Below are 17,879 nucleotides of genomic sequence, written 5' to 3' on the forward strand. Positions count from 1 at the left end.
TCACTCCCGAGCAATTTGCAGGTCGGCGGGCGGCAGGAAACCCGGGTGAGGCACCCGATTGCGCTGCACCACTTCGCCGCCCCGGGTCGCATCGGCAAACCGCTGATAGGCCAGCACCAGCGCCGGAAGGCTGCTCTTGGGGCTGAGGCTGACCAGCCGCACCCCCGAGGAAGCCACGGCATTGAGGTGCCCCTGCACCTGCTGACGCAGAGTGTTGAGCGCCTGGTAATGCACCGCGTCGGCCTTGAGCGAGGCTTGCCAGATCAGCTCATTGAACTGATCGCGCAGCGCCAGCACATCGTCGGCCACCGGCACCTCCAGGCGCTGCACCGGCCGGCTGGCCTGCTGCGCCAGGGGCGGCGTGTTCTTGAGCTTCACCACGGGCGTGGCCACCGGTAACGCCGACACCAGGCGGGCGATCTGCACCAGCAGCGCATCCTGCACCAGGTTGGCCACTGCCTCGGCCGCCGCCGTGGTGTCCTTGCCGGTGGTCAGCTTCGGCGCATCGATGCGCCGGGCCGCCTCCACCTGCTGGGCAATATCGGCGAGCATCTGCCGATAGCCGCTGCGGGCAAAATCCTTGAGCCCGCGCACATCCTCCAGCAACCCCTTGAACTCCGTGCTCAGCTCCTTGGGTATTTCCTTGACCGCCTTGACCAGGGTGTTGAGGTCGCCATAGAACTCGATCAGCGGCTTGAACTCGTGCTCGATGACCGCATACACCTCGGTCAGCCCCTTGCGCAGCGCGTCCACGCCGATCCGCGCCTGCTTGATCAGATTGGTGGCGAACTCGAAACGCAGCACGGCCGAGCCCAGCAAGGTATCGCTGGCCACCAGCACCTGCTGCTGGGTGTTGACCACCGCCGAGGGAAAGCGCAGCGGCTGGTCCGGATAGAACTTCAGGCTGAAGGTCACCAGGCCGCCGTCCTGGCGGCTCTGGGTCATCTCGCATTCGCCGACCTTGACCTGCATCCGCCCAAGCCAGGGGTGCACCAGCTCGCCGCTGCCCTCCTCCAGGGCCTTGAGCAGCCTGTCGCGCTGCTCCAGGCAATCGGCGCCGACGATAAAGGCCGTCAGGTCATGGATTTTCGCCTGCTGGCCAAGGCCCTCGAAAAACGGCTGGTCACGCTGCGGGTACTCGTGCAACTGACCTTTCTGGCCCACCGGGGTTTTCGCCTGATCGACCCAGAACGGCACACCGCGAAAGGACGCGGGCAACAAACGATCACGCCAGTTATCCGCCATTGGAACCTCCTAGGGAAAGTGAGCGATAGCCCAGGGTCGAAGCCACGTTCAGGCCTGGTTGATTGGTCTTGGCTTGTTCGGCACGCAGGCCCGCCGGGGCGTTTTCGAAACGCACGGTCAAACCGCCTTCGAGTTGCGTGCGGTTGTTGGCAGCGTTCTGCTGGATCAGGGCACTGGAGTTCTGGGTCAGCGAGCTGCCCTGGGTGGCGGCAAAGGGTGATGCCAGCCCGCCTTTACCCTCGGCGTTGATTTGCCTTTGCGCCTCGGTAAAGCCTTCGACCTTGCCGGTGACCGTGGCGATCAGCCCTCCGAAACCGCCCTCGAACAGTTCCTTGATCGGCACCATCAGCTCTTGAAGCTTGCTCCACAGCCCGGAAAACCAATCGGCGATGGGGGCCCAATTGGTCATGATCAGCTCCATCGGCGACCAGTCGAACAGGGCTTCAATGGCCTTTCTGATCGAGTCGATACCCGGTTGCAATTCGGCCCAGATCGAACTGAAAAAGCCCGTAACCGCGCCCCAGTTGTTGTAAAGAATCACCAGCGGAGAGAAGTCGAACAGGGTTTGCAGGACCTTCTTGACCCCGTCGATACCCGGTTGCAGCGCCGCCCAGATCGAGCTGAAGAAGCTGCTGACAGCGCCCCAGTTGTTGTAAAGCACCACGGACGGAGAAAAGTCGAACAGCGTCTGGAACACCGTTTTGATCGCCTGGATGCCCGTTTGCAACACTCCCCAGATCGACGCGAAGAAACCGGTGACCGCGCCCCAGCTCTTGGTGATCATGTCCATCGGCACCCAGTCGAACAGGCCTTTTAGAAAGGCCATCGCGGGTACCGTCAAGGCCTTGAGCGACTCCCAGATGGACGCGAACAGGCCCGTCAACCCAGCCCAGTTATCGATGATCAGTCCCAGAGGCGACCAGGAAAACACCTCCTTGAGGAAGCCGACGACCGCAGCCGTCATCGCCTTGATTCTGTCCCAGAGCCCGGCAAAGAACGCCGTGACGGCTCCCCAGTTACCGATCAGCATGCCCAGGGGCGTCCAGCTGAACAGGGTACTCAGCACCTCCATCGCCTGAGCCGCGAAGCTCTTCACGCCTTCCCAAAGGCTGACGAAAAAGGCCGAGATCGGTGTCCAGTTGGCAATGATCACTCCGGCTGCAAGAGCAATGCCCATGGCAATCAGCATCACCGGATTGGCCTTGGCCACGGTGCCCATCAGGTCGAGCACCTGGATCGCACCGGTCACGGCGGTTTGCATCGCCGAAAAGGCAATGGCACCCATCGCCAGCCCCTCGACCAGCTTCGGGTTGTCGTCGAGCAGTGTCCCCACGCTGTTGAGCATGGGCTCCAGACCGACCACCAGTGCCCCCACCGCCGGCGCCAGCGCAGCATCAATGGCCGAGGACACCTTGGCCATGGACTGACTGAATACATTCATGCCTTTGGCCGCGTCGGCCGACGCGCTGGAGTCACCGACCTCGGCCAGTTTGCCCTTGAACGCGTCGCAGGCCTTGATCCCGTCGAGAAACGGGGTGATCAGGCTGCCGCCCTTGAACAGACCACTGATATCCAGCTTGCCCAGCCCGGTCTGCTCAAGGTTTTTCTTGAAAGAGTCGACCTTGCCTTGAAGGGCGACGAGTTTGGGTGACAGTTCGTCGATGCCGGTCAACAGCACCGACTTCTTCTCTACGGTTTGTGTATCTGCCATCACTGCACCTGCTGCATCGCATTGATCCGTTGCGCGTGCTCCAGGGATTCCCGGAGCACATCCAGTGGCCTGGCCATCATCTGTTCGGGGTCGACCTTCCAGAACCAGGCCAGGTCATAGGCGACAGCGATCAGGTCGGCGATGGCTGCGATGCCGCACTCATGAAAAAACTCGCCACCGCCCAGCTCAGGGCGTTGAGGTCCACCAGGTCCAGCTGGTTCACCGAGGACGGTGGAATACCGGCGCAGACCGCGATGTATTTGGCCGCGACGTCCATGTCGAGGCTGACTTCTTCGCTCTTGTCGATCTTGTACGGCAGCGCCTTGATCGCCCGCACTTCCTGCACCGTCGGACGGCGCAGGGTCAGTTCGCTCAGGGGCTCGCCGTGGGCCTCGATCGGCACCTGCAGCTTCACCAGGTTGCTCATTGCCAGGTCCCCTTCTGCCCTTCGAAGTTCAGCTCGATGCTGGCGTCGTCGCCCTTGGCAATAGGCTCGTCCACCAGGTAGGCGCCGGCCAGCACGTAGACCTTGCCGTTGGCGAACTCGCAGGTGACAGTCATGTCGGAGCCGGCAATCAGTTGCTTGAGCGGAAAGTCCGGGGTGTGCAGCGCGGTGACTTTGAACGACGGGGTGAGGTCGGTTTCCTTGTAGAAACCCGGAACCACGGTTTCCCGCTTGACGGCCATCAGCGGTGCTTCGCAGCCGCCGCTGATGGTCAGTTGAGCGCCGTCCACTTTGACGTAGCAGGTGCCCGCAATCAGTTGACCCATGATGTTTCTCCCAAAAAATAAGCCCGCTCAAGGCGGGCTGAAAAAGCGCAGTGATGCAGGTCCGGCTCAGGCCGCGGCGTCGTACTGCAGGCGGAATTGGTTGAGCAGCGCGAACACCCGCAGGCCGTTGATGTAGTCCGGCGGGAACAGCACGTTGACCCGGCTCGGGTCCTGCACGTCGCGCTCGACGATCAGGTGCTCGGCGAACAGGTCGGCGTTCTCCACATGGCCTTCCAGCTCCAGCTTGGCGTACTGGGCGATCAGCTCACCGCGAATGGTGCTCGGGGTGACGATCGGCTGGCCGGCGCCGAAACGGGTGCCGTCGGCGGCCAGCTTGTGGCGCCCGTACTTGCTGGTGATCACGCTTTGCAGGCGACGCACGATGAACGCCGACTGGTGCATGGTTTCGCTGTCCAGGTAGGAGTTGTCGGCCTGGCCGTAGGCGTTCTTCTGGTAGGTGGTGATCGCCCGCTGAATGCGCATGTAGCCGCCTTCGTAGTAGGCGGTGGCGATGCCGTAGCTGAGCAGCGACTGACGCTCGGTGAGGGTGAAGCGTTCGCTGGCCGGCGCCGGGTCGATCCCCGGCAGGCTGCCGCTCTGGGTCGGACGGCTGGCGTCGGCGGAGATGAACACCGAGGTCCGCGCTGCCAGGGCTGCGGCCTGAACCCACACGGGCTGGGGCACGCCGGTTTCCAGGGCCTGGATGGTGATGTGCTGGTCGTTGCGCGCCTGACCGGCCGCCACCAGGGTGCCGACGGTGCCGCGCTTGGCGCTGTAGACATGGCCGAACAGCTGCTTGGCCCAGGACCAGCGGCCGGTGTTGTCGTCCATCACCGCTTGCCAGGCATTGAGGCTGGCGGTGTCGGTCCAGGGCATGCAGATGAACTCGAACGGCTCGTCGCCCAGGGCCGCCAGGGCCGCGACCTGATCCGGCACGCCGGTGCCGCCGGCCATCTTGCCCAGCACCAGGGTCAGGCCGGCCGGGGTTTCTTCGCCATTGCTCTTGCCCAGGCGATTGAGTTGCAGGCTGATGTCGTTGCCGCTGTCGCCGGTCCACTTGGCGCTCAGGGTCACCGTGCCGTCGACCGCCGCCGCGGTCACCGGCAGGTCCACCGCCGCATTGACCTTCAGCGCCAGGGCGCTGGCCGCCTGGGCAGCACTGGCGCCACTGACGATCGAGGCCTGCACCCGCACCCCGCTTACGTACAGATTGAGCAGGCCGGCGGCACTGGCGCTACCGGTGAGCTTCAGCTCGGCCTTGGCCACGCTGCCCTCGGTGCTGTGCAGCGGCAGGCACCAGATCTCGCCCACCGGGTCGGTCTTGCGCCAGGTTTCATACATCGAGGCGAGCATCGAACCTTGCCCGCCGATGCTCTTGGCCAGGGCCACGCTGGACACCAGCACCAGCTTGCCGAGATCGTCGCCGGTCTGGTTGTCATTGACCTGGGCGACGATCAGACGGCGCATGGCCGAAGACGCGCTATTGGCCGCCGAGTTGTCCATCTCGGCGTAGAACAGCGGAACACGGATGTCCGCCGGGATATTGCTGAAACCGATCGCCATTATTTGGCTCCTTGAGATTTCGCCGCTTTCACGGCTTTGCTAGTGATATCGCCATCGGCCAGACGCCGGCGCCACCAGGCGTTGTCCGGCACTTCACGGCCGGAGGCGGGCAGCAGATCGCCTGCTTCCGGGTCCGGTACGGCGCGGCCAGCGACCGGCAGCACGGTGATGCGTTTGCTCATTGCTTCAGCTCTCCTGAAAAAGTCAGCTCCAGGCGCCCGTCGGGGCCCGGTTTCTTCAAATTGGGGTCCGCCGGATCGATGGCATCGACCCGCACCGTGACCCCGGTAAAGGACGGCAGGCCGTCGAGTTCACGCTCATGCCAGGTTTCCGCCGGCTGCCCGGGCAGATTGCGCCCCAGCTGGAATTCGGCGAAGAAGCGCAGGCGGTAGAGCAAGCGGGTGGCGTCGAACGACACCAGTTCACCGCCGTCGTATTGGATCGGGTTGTACTCGGCGCCGGGCTTGAAACCGACCAGGGCGCGCCAGACTTCGGCGCGCAGGTCATATAGCTGAGTGGTGGCTGTTACTAGGTGCTCCTGTAATGCATCCAGAACAACTACCACCTCAAATTGCTCTCGAACTATGGGGTGCTGGGTAGTTTGGCGAACCAAATCCCCTACAAGATTTACATAAGCAGCCGGCTTATCAGTCAGGGGAAGTTTTTCAATCCCCCTCAAACCAACAGCAACACTCACCAAACCTTTCAGACCAGGGCAAAACCCAGCAACCTGGGCAATCAAATTTTTAATATTCAGACCCCACCTCCTGATACAACATCATTGGAAGCCACCTTATTTACAGCCCCGAAACATCCGCCACCAATATACGAATTGCACCCGTTGGAGGAACATGATCATAAGTACCATTCCAACCCGAGCGCCGAATGGTCGCACCGTATTGCATGGCATAATTGCTATAGACTCCCGCATCATCCACTCTACAACCCAAAATATACTCGAACGAATCAGTGGAACCGTTTGAAAACTGCTGTTGTAGATAAATATAGCGAGCATTACCAACGGACCATGCAACTTTGGGTGCTTTTAAACCGGTAGTTTGAGCTGGATAGCTAAACCCATACTTGAACCCCAGCAGGGAAGCTCTACTATCAGCATGGACACCGACCAGCTTCAAGAAAGGCCTTGCAGTATTAAACGTCAATTCCCCGGACGGACCATAAACTTCCAAACCTTCTCCAGCATTTGACTTCACAACTGGACCAAAACTGTAGCAAACAATAGACCCACCAATATTGCCTGTAGGCGCACGCACAACTCCGCCCTGTTCTACAACTGGAAAATCCGCACGATAAAAACGAATGATCGAACCATCATTAGGAATAGCAGCATATGCATCCCAGTAGATCCGTTGCCCTGCGGCAGTCACTAAGTACTGACCTCCAGAAACTGTAAGAGTCCTGGTTCCATAATGGACAAGGTTCGCATAATCAGTACCTATTATCTTGAACCCTTTCTGATTGAAGCTTTCGAATCCGACGTTCATCCGGACACCACAACGAGTAGAGGCTTACCAGCAAAAACACCATAACCAAGATTATTAGCAAACCCCCAATACAAGGTTGAACCTGTAGCACTTACAACACGCGCTCTATTTCCACCCTGATAAAGTATATAGTTGAGAGTTTCGGGATCAACAGCCGGATAACTTCGACTTCCTGGAGTACCAACAACGGACAGATCAATAATTTCGACTATACGAGGGTAACGCCCAGAACCATCCATCATTAGGCGCCCATTACGGTCGAAAAATTCGATTCCACTCGGCATAGCCACCTCCGTAGATATAAGATACGCCGCATAAAAAACTTATAAAAATACAACTAAATCTCATGACCAAATACCAGCGCGCAGGCAAAGACTGCCATCACCATAAAAGATCTGCAGTAGTTGATTATTGATACTCAGACGACCACCACCAGCAACAGGCCCATTAAACTCAATAGACCCGCTTTTATCCAACCGCCACCCCACTTCTCCTGGGACGTAGTCAGTCGATTGAATATATTCACCTATCTGTGCACTGGTTATTGAGCCATTACTTATAAAAGCACTATCAATGAACACCTTATTATCCTGAACAACAAACGGATAAAAAACCTTGTCCATATTTGGATCAACCACCGCAAATCGACTAGCAGCTATCAGCACCTGACTAGTAACAATCCCTTTGTCATTCTCCACCCCCAAACCGATCCCGGCCAAGTAAGGTCGCCCATCTACCGTCAGTTGAGTCTTGATACTGTACATGGCGGCCAACTCGTCTTTTACAGCCTTTATCTGAATTGCAGAGCCACCACCAGTTTCAACTTTCTCAAGCAAGTTTTTACTGAGCTGAGTTTCACTGATCTGATCATTTAAATACTCAAGAATCGGTCCAGCATCACTACTGGACTGGCCCATTACCGCCTTTGAATAGGCGCCAACATTACCTATACGGTCTACGAGTCTGGCCCAAAAAAAGAATGTCGTCCCAGCTGCCAACCCCATAATGGTCAAATCAGTTTGTGGGTATGCATAATCACCAAACTTGGTCGCATTGGATAAATCGTTAGTCTTGCCATACCAGATCTCTGTTCGCTGCAGGTCAGCAACGCTAATGTCATCAGAAATAGTCCATTTGACTTTGATGGCAAAGACTAGAGATTGCGCAGTCAACGACGAAACAACCGGAGGTGGAGTGATCTTGCCAGTTAAAACTGTCTCCGCTGAAACGGCATATACCGAGCCGATATCCAACGCACTAATTGCTCTGACTTTGGCAACATAGCGGCCTGAATAGATGCCTGACACCTCGATGGAATTACCCCCAGTACGTCCTGCAAACACCCACTCACCATCGTTCTTGCGCCAGTAGGCTTCAAACGCAATAGCATTGGCCGGTCGGCTCCACTCGATAGTCATCACATTGATTGTGCTGCCTTGATCAACAAAGTGATCATTACTCACTCGAACGTCGGTTGGTGGTAGTTGCACACTCGGCGGTATCACCGTCACCGGCGGTCGTTCAATCCGCGCGCCGTTATCAATCGCGTCAAACTTGCTGGGTACATGCTTGACCGCGCTGATGCTGTATTTGATGGCGTCATCGCTGAAGTCTTCAGCCACCGACAGCACCCGAAACTGTTGGGCTGCCAAGGTCGGCGAATCGATCGCCCACATCGATTGCTCTGGCGGCAGTTCCTCCAGCTTCTTCTCCAGCACCACTCGCTGGACTTCGGCAGGAAAGCCGGTGGTATCGAGAGTGATGTCACCGTTGTCCCAGGTAATCCCCGTGCTGTCCCAGGTCAGTGGATAGCCCACTGACTTGATCACCCGCGAGACGGCCTTGCCGGTGGGCATGATCAGGGTGACGGTGTCCCCCGGATAGGCCTTAACGTCGGCGTCGAGCACCAGGGTATCCAGGGTCGCGGAACGCAGTCGGCCGCCAATCCGGCGCCCTGCCCTGTCGTTGTCCGCCACCCGGATGATCTGCCCAGGGCGTGCGAGGGTGCCATCCAGGCCCACGGCGAAACTCACGCTTTCGGTTTCCAGGCGGTTGGTCAGCAGCGCCCATTTACCGATGCGCTGGGCCTGGGCCTGGGAGGTGCAACCGGTGGCGGTGATTTCGGTCTGCTGCACGCCGTAGCGGGCAATGCCTTCGGGGTCATCGACGTACTGGACCTTCTGCCGGTAAAAATCCGCCGGATCGTTCCAGCTGACCAGGGCCACGCTGTAGCGGGTCTTTTTCGCCGAGCCGCCGTAGACGAACTTGCCGTCGACCACGTTGGCATTGCTGTAGGTGTACACCGGATCTTCCGGCATATCGGCCACGGCCATCACCGAACCAGCGCCCCAATAGGCCATGCCGCGGAAGGTGGTCGCCAGGTCCTGCAACACTTTCAAGGCGTCGGCGCGAACGGACAGGTAGAGGTTGCAAGTAAAGCGTGGTTCGGTACCGCCCTTGCCATCGGAGACCGGCTGGTCGCAGTACTGGCCGATGCGGTACAGCTCCCACTTGTCCACCTGGGCGGCGTTGAGCAGATGCCCCAGGCCATAGCGCTGGTGCAGCAGCAGGTCGTAGTAGATCCAGGCTGGGTTGTCGGTCCAGGCCGACTTGAAGGTGCCATCCCAGACGCCACTGTAGATCCGGGTCTGCGGGTCGTAGTTGCTGGGTACGCGGATAATCCGCCCCTGCAGTTCGAAGGAACGGGTGGGGATCGACTGGAACTGTGAGGCATCGAATTGCAGGCCGATGATCGCCGACCCGGGGTAGCGCAACTTGGCGTCGATCACATCGGTGATGGACTCGACACTGGTGGTGTCGGCGATCGCTCCGCTGGTGGAGTTCGGCGTCAGGCGCCGCACTCGAACCGTCCAGCCAGCAGTAGCGGCAGGCAGATCGACGCGATGGGAGCGCTCGTACTTGCTTGAGGTCTTGCCGCTGAAGGCTGCTTGCAGCACTTCCACGAAGGCACCGCCATCGGTGGAAAGGTCGATGGCATAGCGCACCGTATATCCGTTGGTGTCGCCATTGCTGGTGTTGGTCTGCGCCAGCCGCGAGACCGCCAGGCGAATGCGCACGGCCGACAGTTGCAGGTTGGTGATGGCCTTGCTCCAGGGCTGGTCACTGCGCAACTCCACCGCCACCGACGATTCGTTTTCCACCGCCGGGAATCCCGGGATGTAGGTCTGGTCCTGGCTGCCATTGCGGGTCTCGAGGGTGACCCCGGAGAAGTTCAGGCTGCCATCGGCGTTGGCCAGGGGTGTCTCGTTGAGAAACACCGAGCGCTTGCCATTCTTCAAGCCCACAATCTCGCCCTCGCTGACGAGATCGAGGATCCGAGCATAAGCCGTGCTTTGCAGGCTGTCTGGCGCCTCCACGGAGGGACGGGGCTTGGAGCCGCCGCCTTTGCTGCCAGCGAGAGTGAGGTCAGTCATGGCTTTCCTTCAGGCGAAATAAGGCCCACGCAACGGCAGGCAGGTTGAAGACAGGAGGAGTTAAAGTTGATCTTCGGCATAGATGCCGGAACTGATCACGGCGCTGCCAATGGTCAACTGACCGTAGAGCAGGCCTACCGGGTTGCCCTGGGCGCTGGTGTTGACTGGCCCGTTGAAGCTATAGCTGGAGCGGCTTTCCGGGCTGTCCTGGGCGGCAAGCCCCTTGGGCAAGGGAGCCAGCATTTGCATAACACCGCCCATGGCCATGCTGACTCCCGTCATCATCAGAAACGACGCAGCAGGCCCGGTCAGGAAGCCAAAGGGGTTGTAATAAGCCACGGCCATCAACACCGCGCCCAGAATGGTCTGCAATCCACCAGCACGCTTCGAACCGCTGAGGACCGGGGCGATCCGAATCACTTCTTTGCCCAAAGGCTGATGAATATCGGTCTCGGACAAATTTCGCCGTCCATTGAACACCGCAAATCGCAAGCCTTGGTCCGCGCTCTGCACCATATAACGCTCGAAGCCGGGGAATTGACGGAAGTACCCCATCACCTCCTTGAAGCCACCCGTAATGGCCACTCGATGCTCACGCCCGAACATCCTTGCCAGGGAGCCGGACAGCAGCACGGTTTGCATCTTTTGTCGTTCTACGGCCAAGCCCATGGGGTTCTCCTGGCAATAAAAAACCCGCCAAGGCGGGTTTCAAGTAAAGGGTGGGCCCAGGCGGATTCAGAGCTGGTCCTGGGCATAGATCCCGGCGCTGATCACCGAGCTGCCAACGGTCAACTGACCGTACAACAACCCCACCGGATTGCCCTGGGCACTGGTATTGACCGCGCCATTGAAACTGTAGCTGGCGCGATTGTCGGGACGGTCCATGGCCCCCAGTCCCTTGAGCTGCGGCGACATCATCTGCATGACCCCACCCATGGCGAGGGCGATGCCCATTTGCGCGGCCATGGTCCAGCCCGTGGTGCCAGTACCGCCGATCAGTGTTGTGCCACCAGCGGCAAACGTGCCCCCGGAGAAGTACGACGCAGCCACTACCAATGCGACCCCGATGATGGTTTGCAATCCACCTGAACGCTTGCTACCGATCAATACCGGAGCGATTCGGATATCACTGGCACCACAGGGGGCATTCAAGCGGTCGTGACCGATGTTGTCGCGGCCAAGAAACAGCGAGTAGGTCAGGCCGCGGTCCTTGGACTCCATCAGGAAAGCCTCGAACCCCGGAATCAGGATGCACAAGGCTCTAACCGCTTCCGAGGCACTACTGACCGCCAGCCTGTGCACTCGGCCAAAACGTGCGCCCAGGGTGCCGTAAAGACGGATGACGCGGATTTTTTGCTGATTCATCACATCACTCCCAGGAACAAGATCCCCGGTTGATTTCAAGGAAAGACGATGCACTTCAATCCATCGCCATGAGTTGGCGATGTCGCCAGATGCTGACTGTTACCTCGTCCCAGTAACCACCATAGGTGTCGCGTTTGCTGTCGCGTCCATAGAGGTGATGCAGGATCGAGCCTGGCGCGGGGAAGTGCTCCGGCTCGCTCTTGAGCACGCCGTCGGCCAGATAGATTGCCGCATGATTGGGCACCGGCGAGCGGATCTGCATCAGCACCACGTCGCCTTGGCGCAGGTCATTGACTCGCTCGAATCCGGCCTGAGGCAGATGCTCTAAATAAAGGTTGCCGCCCTTGTCCCACCAACCGTCTTCACGCTGGTAGCTACCCAATTCGATACCCAGTTCACGACGGTAGTAGTCCAGGATAATGCTCAGGCAATCGTGAATGCCGTGGGCAAAAGCTCGGCCAATCAACGGCGATTGATAGCCCGTGGGCAGCTGACTCGCCCAGTCGCCCTTGCGCAAGGTGCCGTCATCGTCCTTGCGCACTTCCAGGATGTGCCAGGGCAAGCCCGACGCCTCGCAGGCCACCCGGTCCGCCTCGCTGGGAGCCGGTGGATAATCCGGGTGACTGTGGATCACCGCCAGCACCTCGCCGCGCTCTTCCGCCGCCGCGTAATCCTCGGGGGCCAGGCGAAAATGTTCGCTGGGCGTGACAGCGGTGTTGCGACAGGGCACATAGACCCGCTTGCGCCCCTCGCGGATCAACAGCCCGCAACATTCCTTGGGGTACTCGGCCAGCGCGTGGCGCTCGATGGCGGCCCGATTTGCCTTGTTCATGCTCAGCTCCGTAGCAGCCCTGCCGCTGGAAATGAACCGAAAGGCAGCGGGTTGTTTTCACCGAAACGCAGCTTGCAGCTGCTCAAACGACCACCGCATTTATCCTTGGCCGCATCGGTGACGATCACATCGTTGAGATCCGCCACCGGGCCACCGTTGTAGCCGCAATAAGGCCCGCGATAGCCTCCACAACTGAGCCACCAGCAGACGTTGGCAACGATTTGCCGTCGTGGCAGTTGTACACCGTTGAAGTCCAGGGCGCTGGCCAGTTCGAACTTCACCACCTCGTTGTCTTCGCTAGACTTGCGCTCGACATACCAGATGTCTGGCGGCAACTCTTCTTCGGGGTCGGCTTCAGGCTGGCCATCCAGGTACTTGCCAAGGGTCCGGTGACGAATCAACCGGGCCCCTACCAGGTCCTCGAAATACAGCACCAGGGCAGTGATGAAACCGCCGACGTTGCCGACCGACAACGTCGGAGTCGGCTGCGCGCCCTTGCCGGTCATCTCAAAACCCTCGGCCTGAATCGGCCAGGGTGAGTACTCAAGCCCCTGCCAGAAGATCGACGACTGCTGGGGGTAACCGTGAAAGCGATAAAGCTCGGCGCCGAGGCTGGTGGCGTCGAGCTCAAAAAGCTCCACCCACGCGCCTGGCTCCAGGGTCTGGATATCGGCCGTGATCGGCATGGTGATTCCTCGGGCAAAAATAAGCCCGCACAGGGCGGGCACGGGGTAACTCACAGTGGTTTAGCGGTTAGAGCATCCAGTTAGGTTTCATTTGCAAAGGAACCAGGCAATCAACTGCAGAGCTCGAGAGGTAAACACCGTATTGGCCCTGGTGCCCCCAGCCATAGATCATGCCTTCGCTGTCCATAGCATAGGTAACCGTGGCACCAGCACCTGCGTGACTCGTGCCCAGGAACCCAATGGTTTCAATGGAAACCGGCTTGCCACTATTGCCCAGTTTTGGCAGCGCCACCAAAACAGGAGTAGAAATGGTTCCGACGACGCCTCGCCCACCTTCACCGTAACCATTGACACCCATGTGATAGATGTTGCCCGCGGCAGTTCGGATGTACATCGGGAAACAGTAACCATAGTAGGGACGGTCGTAATCATGAGTCATGATCTTGCCGACCTTTCGGTCCGAAGTCGTTCCATCAAACGTCGGGTGCTTGGTCGGCACCAAAAGATTGGTCGCATTGCCAGTCCCCAGTTGTGAGGTTGCGTTATAACCCCAGACCCAAAGTGCACCATCTGAATCCACACCGTAGCAACTGCCAACACCACCGCCGCACACGCTCAGTTGAGAAAAAGCCTGTGAGATTTTGAAGGGCGTCGTCAGGGACGTGGTGTTGCCACTGCCCAGTTGCCCATAAGTATTGAAGCCGCACGTACGCAATGAGTCAGTGAACCACATCACAGTGAACCCACTGGCGTTCGCAGCACTGTCAGCCCAGCCGCTTCCCCCCTTGATATGCAGGAGTTTGGCGATTTCTTCAGGCCCACCCCACGCGGTGGTCACATCGGTGAAAGAAACAACATTGGCTGGAGTAGCAATGCCTGCCTGCCCTTGCCCGTTATAACCCGCAAAGAACAAACGATTATCAGAGGTCTGCACCCAAGTGCGCCCATAGTGACTGCCGAGGTTCCACACCGATTTGATATCACCCCGAGTCGCCACATCCCATACTTTCGTCCAGCTATTTCTAAGCGTGGTATCGCCACTGCCGAGCTGACCGTATCCGTTGTAGCCGGCTGCGTACAAACCATCAGCCTTGCGAATCAAGGCCTTGCCTCCGTCGAAGTTGTGACCGGAGTTAGTCTCATGGAAGTAGATGTCGAGCACACCACTCGTGGAAAGCGTCGGCAATGGAGCCACCGCCACGCTCCCGAGCCCCAACTGTCCATTGTTGTTATAGCCCCATGCCCACAGTTCTCCGTTACCGAGAAGTGCATAGCCGTTATAGCCCACCGCTCCAGCCTTGATAACCGGAGAAGTGCTGGGAATATTTACGCGACTAAAATTGTTCAGGCCATAGAAAGTTGTCGATGCATTAGGTCCGCGACCGGCCTGAAAGTTACCGTACACAGAAGCAGCGCCACACGCTGACCACAACACGCCATTGACGATGGCGTAAACGCTATTGACCAAGCAATTGCTTATCCAAGAGGGCTTAAGCGGATTGATTACATCTTCCAGCTTAGTGACTCGCTGGGTGTTGTTGTCCACCTGAGTCGCCAAAGCGGGAACATTCACTTCACCTGGGGCAGAAGCAGCCGCTGCCGCCATTGTGATCCAGATTACGGTGGCGTTGGCCATACGCGTTTCCGAACCGACTCGCGGGGTACCGTTGGAGCCATCGGACACCGCACCTCCGGTATAAGTAGCCCACCCTGTCGCCGCAACTACGTTGCCAACCAGACTGCTCTGAACAGTGTCACCTCCAAATACAGGGTTTAGACCTGTGGAGTTGGCTCCACCGCCATTCACAGAGGTCCTGTGCTTCATGCTTTGAACTTGATCGGACTGGTGCATCCCGACCATGCCCATAGAGTTCAATCCATAACCCCGGTATGTAACCCCACCCACTCCAAGCTGGTCATACTTGCCGTTGTCATCCGGCATCCGGAAAGTTGTGGAGCCATCGCCATTGGAATAGCAGCCACGAAATGCAATGTTGGACTTCCACTGATCATCCGACACTGCCACCGCCTGGACCTTACCCCACAGCCCCGGCCATACAGCGCGCGACAGGAGTTGCCCGGAGCGCTCGACGAACCCGGCGGGAATAGTCTCAACCGGCAAGGTCCAAGGAATGGTCGCCCCTACTGGCAAACCAGTTCCGCTGCTGACTTCCTTGAAGGTTCCATCGCTGCAGAGGAAGCGGTCTTTATCCGTTTCCAGCTGAGGCGGCGCAGGCACCAGACCCTGAGTACCAGAGGCGGTGGCGGTCGCTCCACCCATGGGAGCACGGTAGTAAGCCGCAGGCAGGCCTGCCAGCTTGTCCGAATCGATAGCCTTTTCGCTTTTGCCGAGTTTGGCGTCGACCTGCCCCTGCAACTTGGCAATGCCTTGCAACAGCGTATCGCTGGCGACAACAGCAGCGTTGACCGACGCTCCCAGGCCCGTCAGAGTCGTCGAACGCACACGCGCCGCTGTGAAGTACTGGTTAGTCGCCCCTTCAGCCACCTGATCCGTTGAACCTGGGGAGGAAGGGATCAGTACGAAGGACAAACCATTCCAGCGATACTGCTTGCTGGGGTTGCTCAGACTGTCACCATCATTGACCGCGATATAGATCTTCCCGCCCTCACCCGTCGCTGGAAAACCAGCCAGCGTCGCGAACTCCAGCACGTCACTGGGCAACTGCGACTGCGGTACTGTTCCGTTGACCAATTGAGCCACAGTGGCTCCTAGAGCTGATGCCGGAATCGCCGCATCAGCCTTGGCCTGGGCGGCTACGGCCTGCGCAACCCCCTGCTCGGCTGTGGCTTGTGCTGTTGCAGTACGGGTGTCCAGCTCAGCGAAGTTGTCATTGATGGTCTGCCCCCCCGAACGCAGGTTCTGCCCGGTGCCATCGTTGGGAGCACTGCCAAGGTGGATCGGATCGATAGTCATGGATGAAATGCCTGTTCAAAAGTTGCGCTGAGCGAGTAAATCCCTGCGCCCAACGGCGAGGGCTGGTAGGTCTTGCAGCGGTACAACCCCTGCTCGCCCAACGGCGGGGTCCAATAGAAAGGCCTGGCTCCTTGATGGGCGTCGATGAAGTTGATGATCGGCTTGATCTTCTTGTCGTCGCCGACAAAGGTCAGCGGCCAGGACTGGGTCTTGTTGTTGATCCCGTCCTGGACAACCTGCTGATAGCCATCACCAAAGCGCGCCGACTTGAGGCGAAACTCGACGCTGCCCACGGGCTCGATCTTGGGTACCCAAGTGAATGTTTCGATAGTCATGTCTTTTCTCCGGGCGTGAGCCGTTGCGGCCGCTGGAAATCAGCGGCCGTTGATGACGGACCAGATCTGGCCGCCCGGTTTCAGGTCTCGGGCGATCTGTTCGGCCGCGCCCTGCTTCGCCGCGCTGGCGTAGGCATTGGCCAGGCTCTGGGAGTTAGTGCCTGCACCCGCGGCCTGTCCGTCGGGTACGTTGATGGTCTGCTGGATCACCACCTGCTGGTTGCTGGTGGTGCCGGGCTGTCCACCGCCAAGCGCAACTACGCCCAGCGAACCATCGGAACCACGACTCAGGGGCATGATTGCTTCTGGTCCGGCCTCACCGAACAGGGCCATAGGAGCCAGGGTCGGACCGGTAGCGACACCATTGGTGAAGACACCACCGTTGGCATACTTGAAGCTGGAGTCCAGGCTCAACTGAGGATCGAAGGTGTAGCTTGAGGAACCGACCGTAGCGGTCGTTGGGGCAGGGGCAGCAGTAGAGCCAAACCATCCCATGACCGCCGAACTGGCCATTCCAAACAACGAACTCAACGCTTTGGACGCCGCCGTCTTCGCCGCCAACATCGCCATGTCCTTGAGCACCGACTTGGCGAAATCGGAAAAGGAGAACTTGCCCGTGGTAGCGAACTGGAGGATCGCTGCATCCATCTGCTCAAACGCACTGGTGAACACCGCCTTCGACTGAGCGGCGACGTTACCGGCGTTATTCATGTAGTCATCCAAAGCCGACGAGGCACCATTTTTCCAGTCGCCAAGTGCTTCGCTCATCTGTACATAGTTGCTTTGAATCTGCAGGGCCATGTCACTGTGCTTGGTCTTGAGCTCATCAAGCTTGGTGGCATACTCGTCGCCCTGTTCGGCCCCACGGCCATAGGCATCTCCCGCCGGAAACTTGATCCCCGACTTGTCGGCATAGGTCGCTGGCGACTGAACCGCGCCTTGAGGAAATTGCTTATCCAGAGCCTTGCGCGCCGACGCATATTCTTCATCGTTCGCGCTAAGTTGAGCGGCCAGTGCCTGTTGACGACTACCCCTGCCCAGCTGAGAGGCTGCTAAAGCCCCTGAGTTACGCAGTTTCTCCAGCTCGTCGGAGTACGCCCCCAGCTTTTTTCCAGATACTTCCAGGGACTGCGCATACTCGGTTCCAGCACTTTTGTTCTGCTGGAGCAGTGCGCTCAAGGAACTTTGACTCTTTACAAAATCATCGGCCGCTCTGGCAGCCGGGTCATAGGCCTTGCGCAGGCCATCGAAGGCATTGGAGGTCGCGCCCAACGCGGAAGCAGACGAAGTCGCCATTGCCTCGGCCATTTTCTTGCTGGCCTCCTCGACACGCCTCTGCATGCTGCGCATGCCTTGGTCGGTAATACGCTGGGCCTTGTCCAGGGCCCGCTCCAGGCTGCCAAGGTCCAGCTGCAAACTCCCTTGGGAAGCAGTTGCCATAGGTTTCTCCGGGTCATGAAAAAACCCGTCGAAACGGGTTTGGGGAAAGTGGCCTGA

The 17,879-nt window shown here is 58.9% G+C and carries 17 protein-coding genes; all 17 read right to left on the bottom strand.

The features are described 5' to 3' along the window. On the bottom strand, window positions 1-1,245 hold the full coding sequence (locus L1O02_RS24650) for a DNA circularization N-terminal domain-containing protein (RefSeq protein WP_108544520.1): 1,245 nt from the start codon (window positions 1,243-1,245) through the stop codon (window positions 1-3). Next, a complete protein-coding gene (locus tag L1O02_RS24655; protein WP_108544518.1) occupies window positions 1,235-2,956 on the bottom strand; it encodes a phage tail protein in 1,722 nt (573 codons plus the stop codon). Before L1O02_RS24655 ends, L1O02_RS24650 begins: the two co-directional genes overlap by 11 nt. A gap of 130 nt (window positions 2,957-3,086) precedes the next feature. Then, window positions 3,087-3,383 (bottom strand): phage tail assembly protein, encoded by a 297-nt coding sequence (locus L1O02_RS24660; protein WP_060837796.1) that lies wholly within the window; start codon window positions 3,381-3,383, stop codon window positions 3,087-3,089. Further along, the gene (locus tag L1O02_RS24665; protein WP_016965085.1) at window positions 3,380-3,727 is read right to left on the bottom strand and encodes a phage tail tube protein; all 348 of its coding nucleotides are present in this window, start codon (window positions 3,725-3,727) and stop codon (window positions 3,380-3,382) included. The genes L1O02_RS24660 and L1O02_RS24665 overlap by 4 nt, the downstream gene beginning before the upstream one ends. A 66-nt stretch (window positions 3,728-3,793) precedes the next feature. After that, the gene (locus L1O02_RS24670; RefSeq protein ID WP_108544515.1) at window positions 3,794-5,290 is read right to left on the bottom strand and encodes a phage tail sheath subtilisin-like domain-containing protein; all 1,497 of its coding nucleotides are present in this window, start codon (window positions 5,288-5,290) and stop codon (window positions 3,794-3,796) included. Continuing rightward, entirely contained in the window at window positions 5,290-5,472 is a 183-nt protein-coding gene (locus L1O02_RS24675) for a DUF2635 domain-containing protein (protein ID WP_047302105.1), read from the bottom strand. Before L1O02_RS24675 ends, L1O02_RS24670 begins: the two co-directional genes overlap by 1 nt. Then, on the bottom strand, window positions 5,469-6,047 hold the full coding sequence (locus tag L1O02_RS24680) for a hypothetical protein (protein WP_108544513.1): 579 nt from the start codon (window positions 6,045-6,047) through the stop codon (window positions 5,469-5,471). Before L1O02_RS24680 ends, L1O02_RS24675 begins: the two co-directional genes overlap by 4 nt. Window positions 6,048-6,087: 40 nt before the next feature. Continuing rightward, a complete protein-coding gene (locus L1O02_RS24685) occupies window positions 6,088-6,795 on the bottom strand; it encodes a hypothetical protein (RefSeq protein WP_146189185.1) in 708 nt (235 codons plus the stop codon). Beyond that, the gene (locus L1O02_RS24690; protein WP_146189184.1) at window positions 6,792-7,079 is read right to left on the bottom strand and encodes a hypothetical protein; all 288 of its coding nucleotides are present in this window, start codon (window positions 7,077-7,079) and stop codon (window positions 6,792-6,794) included. Before L1O02_RS24690 ends, L1O02_RS24685 begins: the two co-directional genes overlap by 4 nt. Window positions 7,080-7,139: 60 nt before the next feature. Continuing rightward, a complete protein-coding gene (locus L1O02_RS24695) occupies window positions 7,140-10,229 on the bottom strand; it encodes a host specificity protein J (RefSeq protein ID WP_235758884.1) in 3,090 nt (1,029 codons plus the stop codon). A gap of 60 nt (window positions 10,230-10,289) precedes the next feature. Beyond that, window positions 10,290-10,898, bottom strand: a complete 609-nt coding sequence (locus tag L1O02_RS24700) for a tail assembly protein (protein ID WP_060842627.1) — start codon at window positions 10,896-10,898, stop codon at window positions 10,290-10,292. Window positions 10,899-10,964: 66 nt separating this feature from the next. Then, window positions 10,965-11,594: a tail assembly protein gene (locus L1O02_RS24705; protein ID WP_108544509.1), complete on the bottom strand. Its 630-nt coding sequence runs from the start codon at window positions 11,592-11,594 to the stop codon at window positions 10,965-10,967. A 55-nt stretch (window positions 11,595-11,649) separates the two neighbouring features. Further along, window positions 11,650-12,426, bottom strand: coding sequence for a Mov34/MPN/PAD-1 family protein (locus L1O02_RS24710; RefSeq protein WP_060842625.1), 777 nt, complete (start codon window positions 12,424-12,426; stop codon window positions 11,650-11,652). 2 nt (window positions 12,427-12,428) lie between these two features. After that, window positions 12,429-13,112: a phage minor tail protein L gene (locus tag L1O02_RS24715; protein ID WP_019093175.1), complete on the bottom strand. Its 684-nt coding sequence runs from the start codon at window positions 13,110-13,112 to the stop codon at window positions 12,429-12,431. Window positions 13,113-13,179: 67 nt separating this feature from the next. Continuing rightward, window positions 13,180-16,047 carry an RCC1 domain-containing protein gene (locus L1O02_RS24720; RefSeq protein WP_108544507.1) on the bottom strand — a complete coding sequence of 956 codons (2,868 nt, stop codon included), beginning with the start codon at window positions 16,045-16,047 and terminating at the stop codon, window positions 13,180-13,182. Then, on the bottom strand, window positions 16,044-16,382 hold the full coding sequence (locus L1O02_RS24725) for a phage tail protein (RefSeq protein WP_047302098.1): 339 nt from the start codon (window positions 16,380-16,382) through the stop codon (window positions 16,044-16,046). The genes L1O02_RS24720 and L1O02_RS24725 overlap by 4 nt, the downstream gene beginning before the upstream one ends. Before the next feature lie 39 nt (window positions 16,383-16,421). Next, entirely contained in the window at window positions 16,422-17,822 is a 1,401-nt protein-coding gene (locus L1O02_RS24730; protein ID WP_108544505.1) for a phage tail tape measure protein, read from the bottom strand. Window positions 17,823-17,879 lie beyond the last annotated feature (57 nt).

The organism is Pseudomonas sp. BC42, assembly GCF_021560055.1.
Lineage (GTDB): Bacteria > Pseudomonadota > Gammaproteobacteria > Pseudomonadales > Pseudomonadaceae > Aquipseudomonas.

Coding starts and splice junctions, on each gene's coding strand:
- L1O02_RS24710 (WP_060842625.1), bottom strand. CDS start 12,426: ATGAACAAGGCAAATCGGGCCGCCATCGAGCGCCACGCGCTGGCCGAG.
- L1O02_RS24715 (WP_019093175.1), bottom strand. CDS start 13,112: ATGCCGATCACGGCCGATATCCAGACCCTGGAGCCAGGCGCGTGGGTG.
- L1O02_RS24655 (WP_108544518.1), bottom strand. CDS start 2,956: ATGGCAGATACACAAACCGTAGAGAAGAAGTCGGTGCTGTTGACCGGC.
- L1O02_RS24700 (WP_060842627.1), bottom strand. CDS start 10,898: ATGGGCTTGGCCGTAGAACGACAAAAGATGCAAACCGTGCTGCTGTCC.
- L1O02_RS24695 (WP_235758884.1), bottom strand. CDS start 10,229: ATGACTGACCTCACTCTCGCTGGCAGCAAAGGCGGCGGCTCCAAGCCC.
- L1O02_RS24660 (WP_060837796.1), bottom strand. CDS start 3,383: ATGAGCAACCTGGTGAAGCTGCAGGTGCCGATCGAGGCCCACGGCGAG.
- L1O02_RS24720 (WP_108544507.1), bottom strand. CDS start 16,047: ATGACTATCGATCCGATCCACCTTGGCAGTGCTCCCAACGATGGCACC.
- L1O02_RS24650 (WP_108544520.1), bottom strand. CDS start 1,245: ATGGCGGATAACTGGCGTGATCGTTTGTTGCCCGCGTCCTTTCGCGGT.
- L1O02_RS24690 (WP_146189184.1), bottom strand. CDS start 7,079: ATGCCGAGTGGAATCGAATTTTTCGACCGTAATGGGCGCCTAATGATG.
- L1O02_RS24725 (WP_047302098.1), bottom strand. CDS start 16,382: ATGACTATCGAAACATTCACTTGGGTACCCAAGATCGAGCCCGTGGGC.
- L1O02_RS24665 (WP_016965085.1), bottom strand. CDS start 3,727: ATGGGTCAACTGATTGCGGGCACCTGCTACGTCAAAGTGGACGGCGCT.
- L1O02_RS24685 (WP_146189185.1), bottom strand. CDS start 6,795: ATGAACGTCGGATTCGAAAGCTTCAATCAGAAAGGGTTCAAGATAATA.
- L1O02_RS24730 (WP_108544505.1), bottom strand. CDS start 17,822: ATGGCAACTGCTTCCCAAGGGAGTTTGCAGCTGGACCTTGGCAGCCTG.
- L1O02_RS24705 (WP_108544509.1), bottom strand. CDS start 11,594: ATGAATCAGCAAAAAATCCGCGTCATCCGTCTTTACGGCACCCTGGGC.
- L1O02_RS24670 (WP_108544515.1), bottom strand. CDS start 5,290: ATGGCGATCGGTTTCAGCAATATCCCGGCGGACATCCGTGTTCCGCTG.
- L1O02_RS24675 (WP_047302105.1), bottom strand. CDS start 5,472: ATGAGCAAACGCATCACCGTGCTGCCGGTCGCTGGCCGCGCCGTACCG.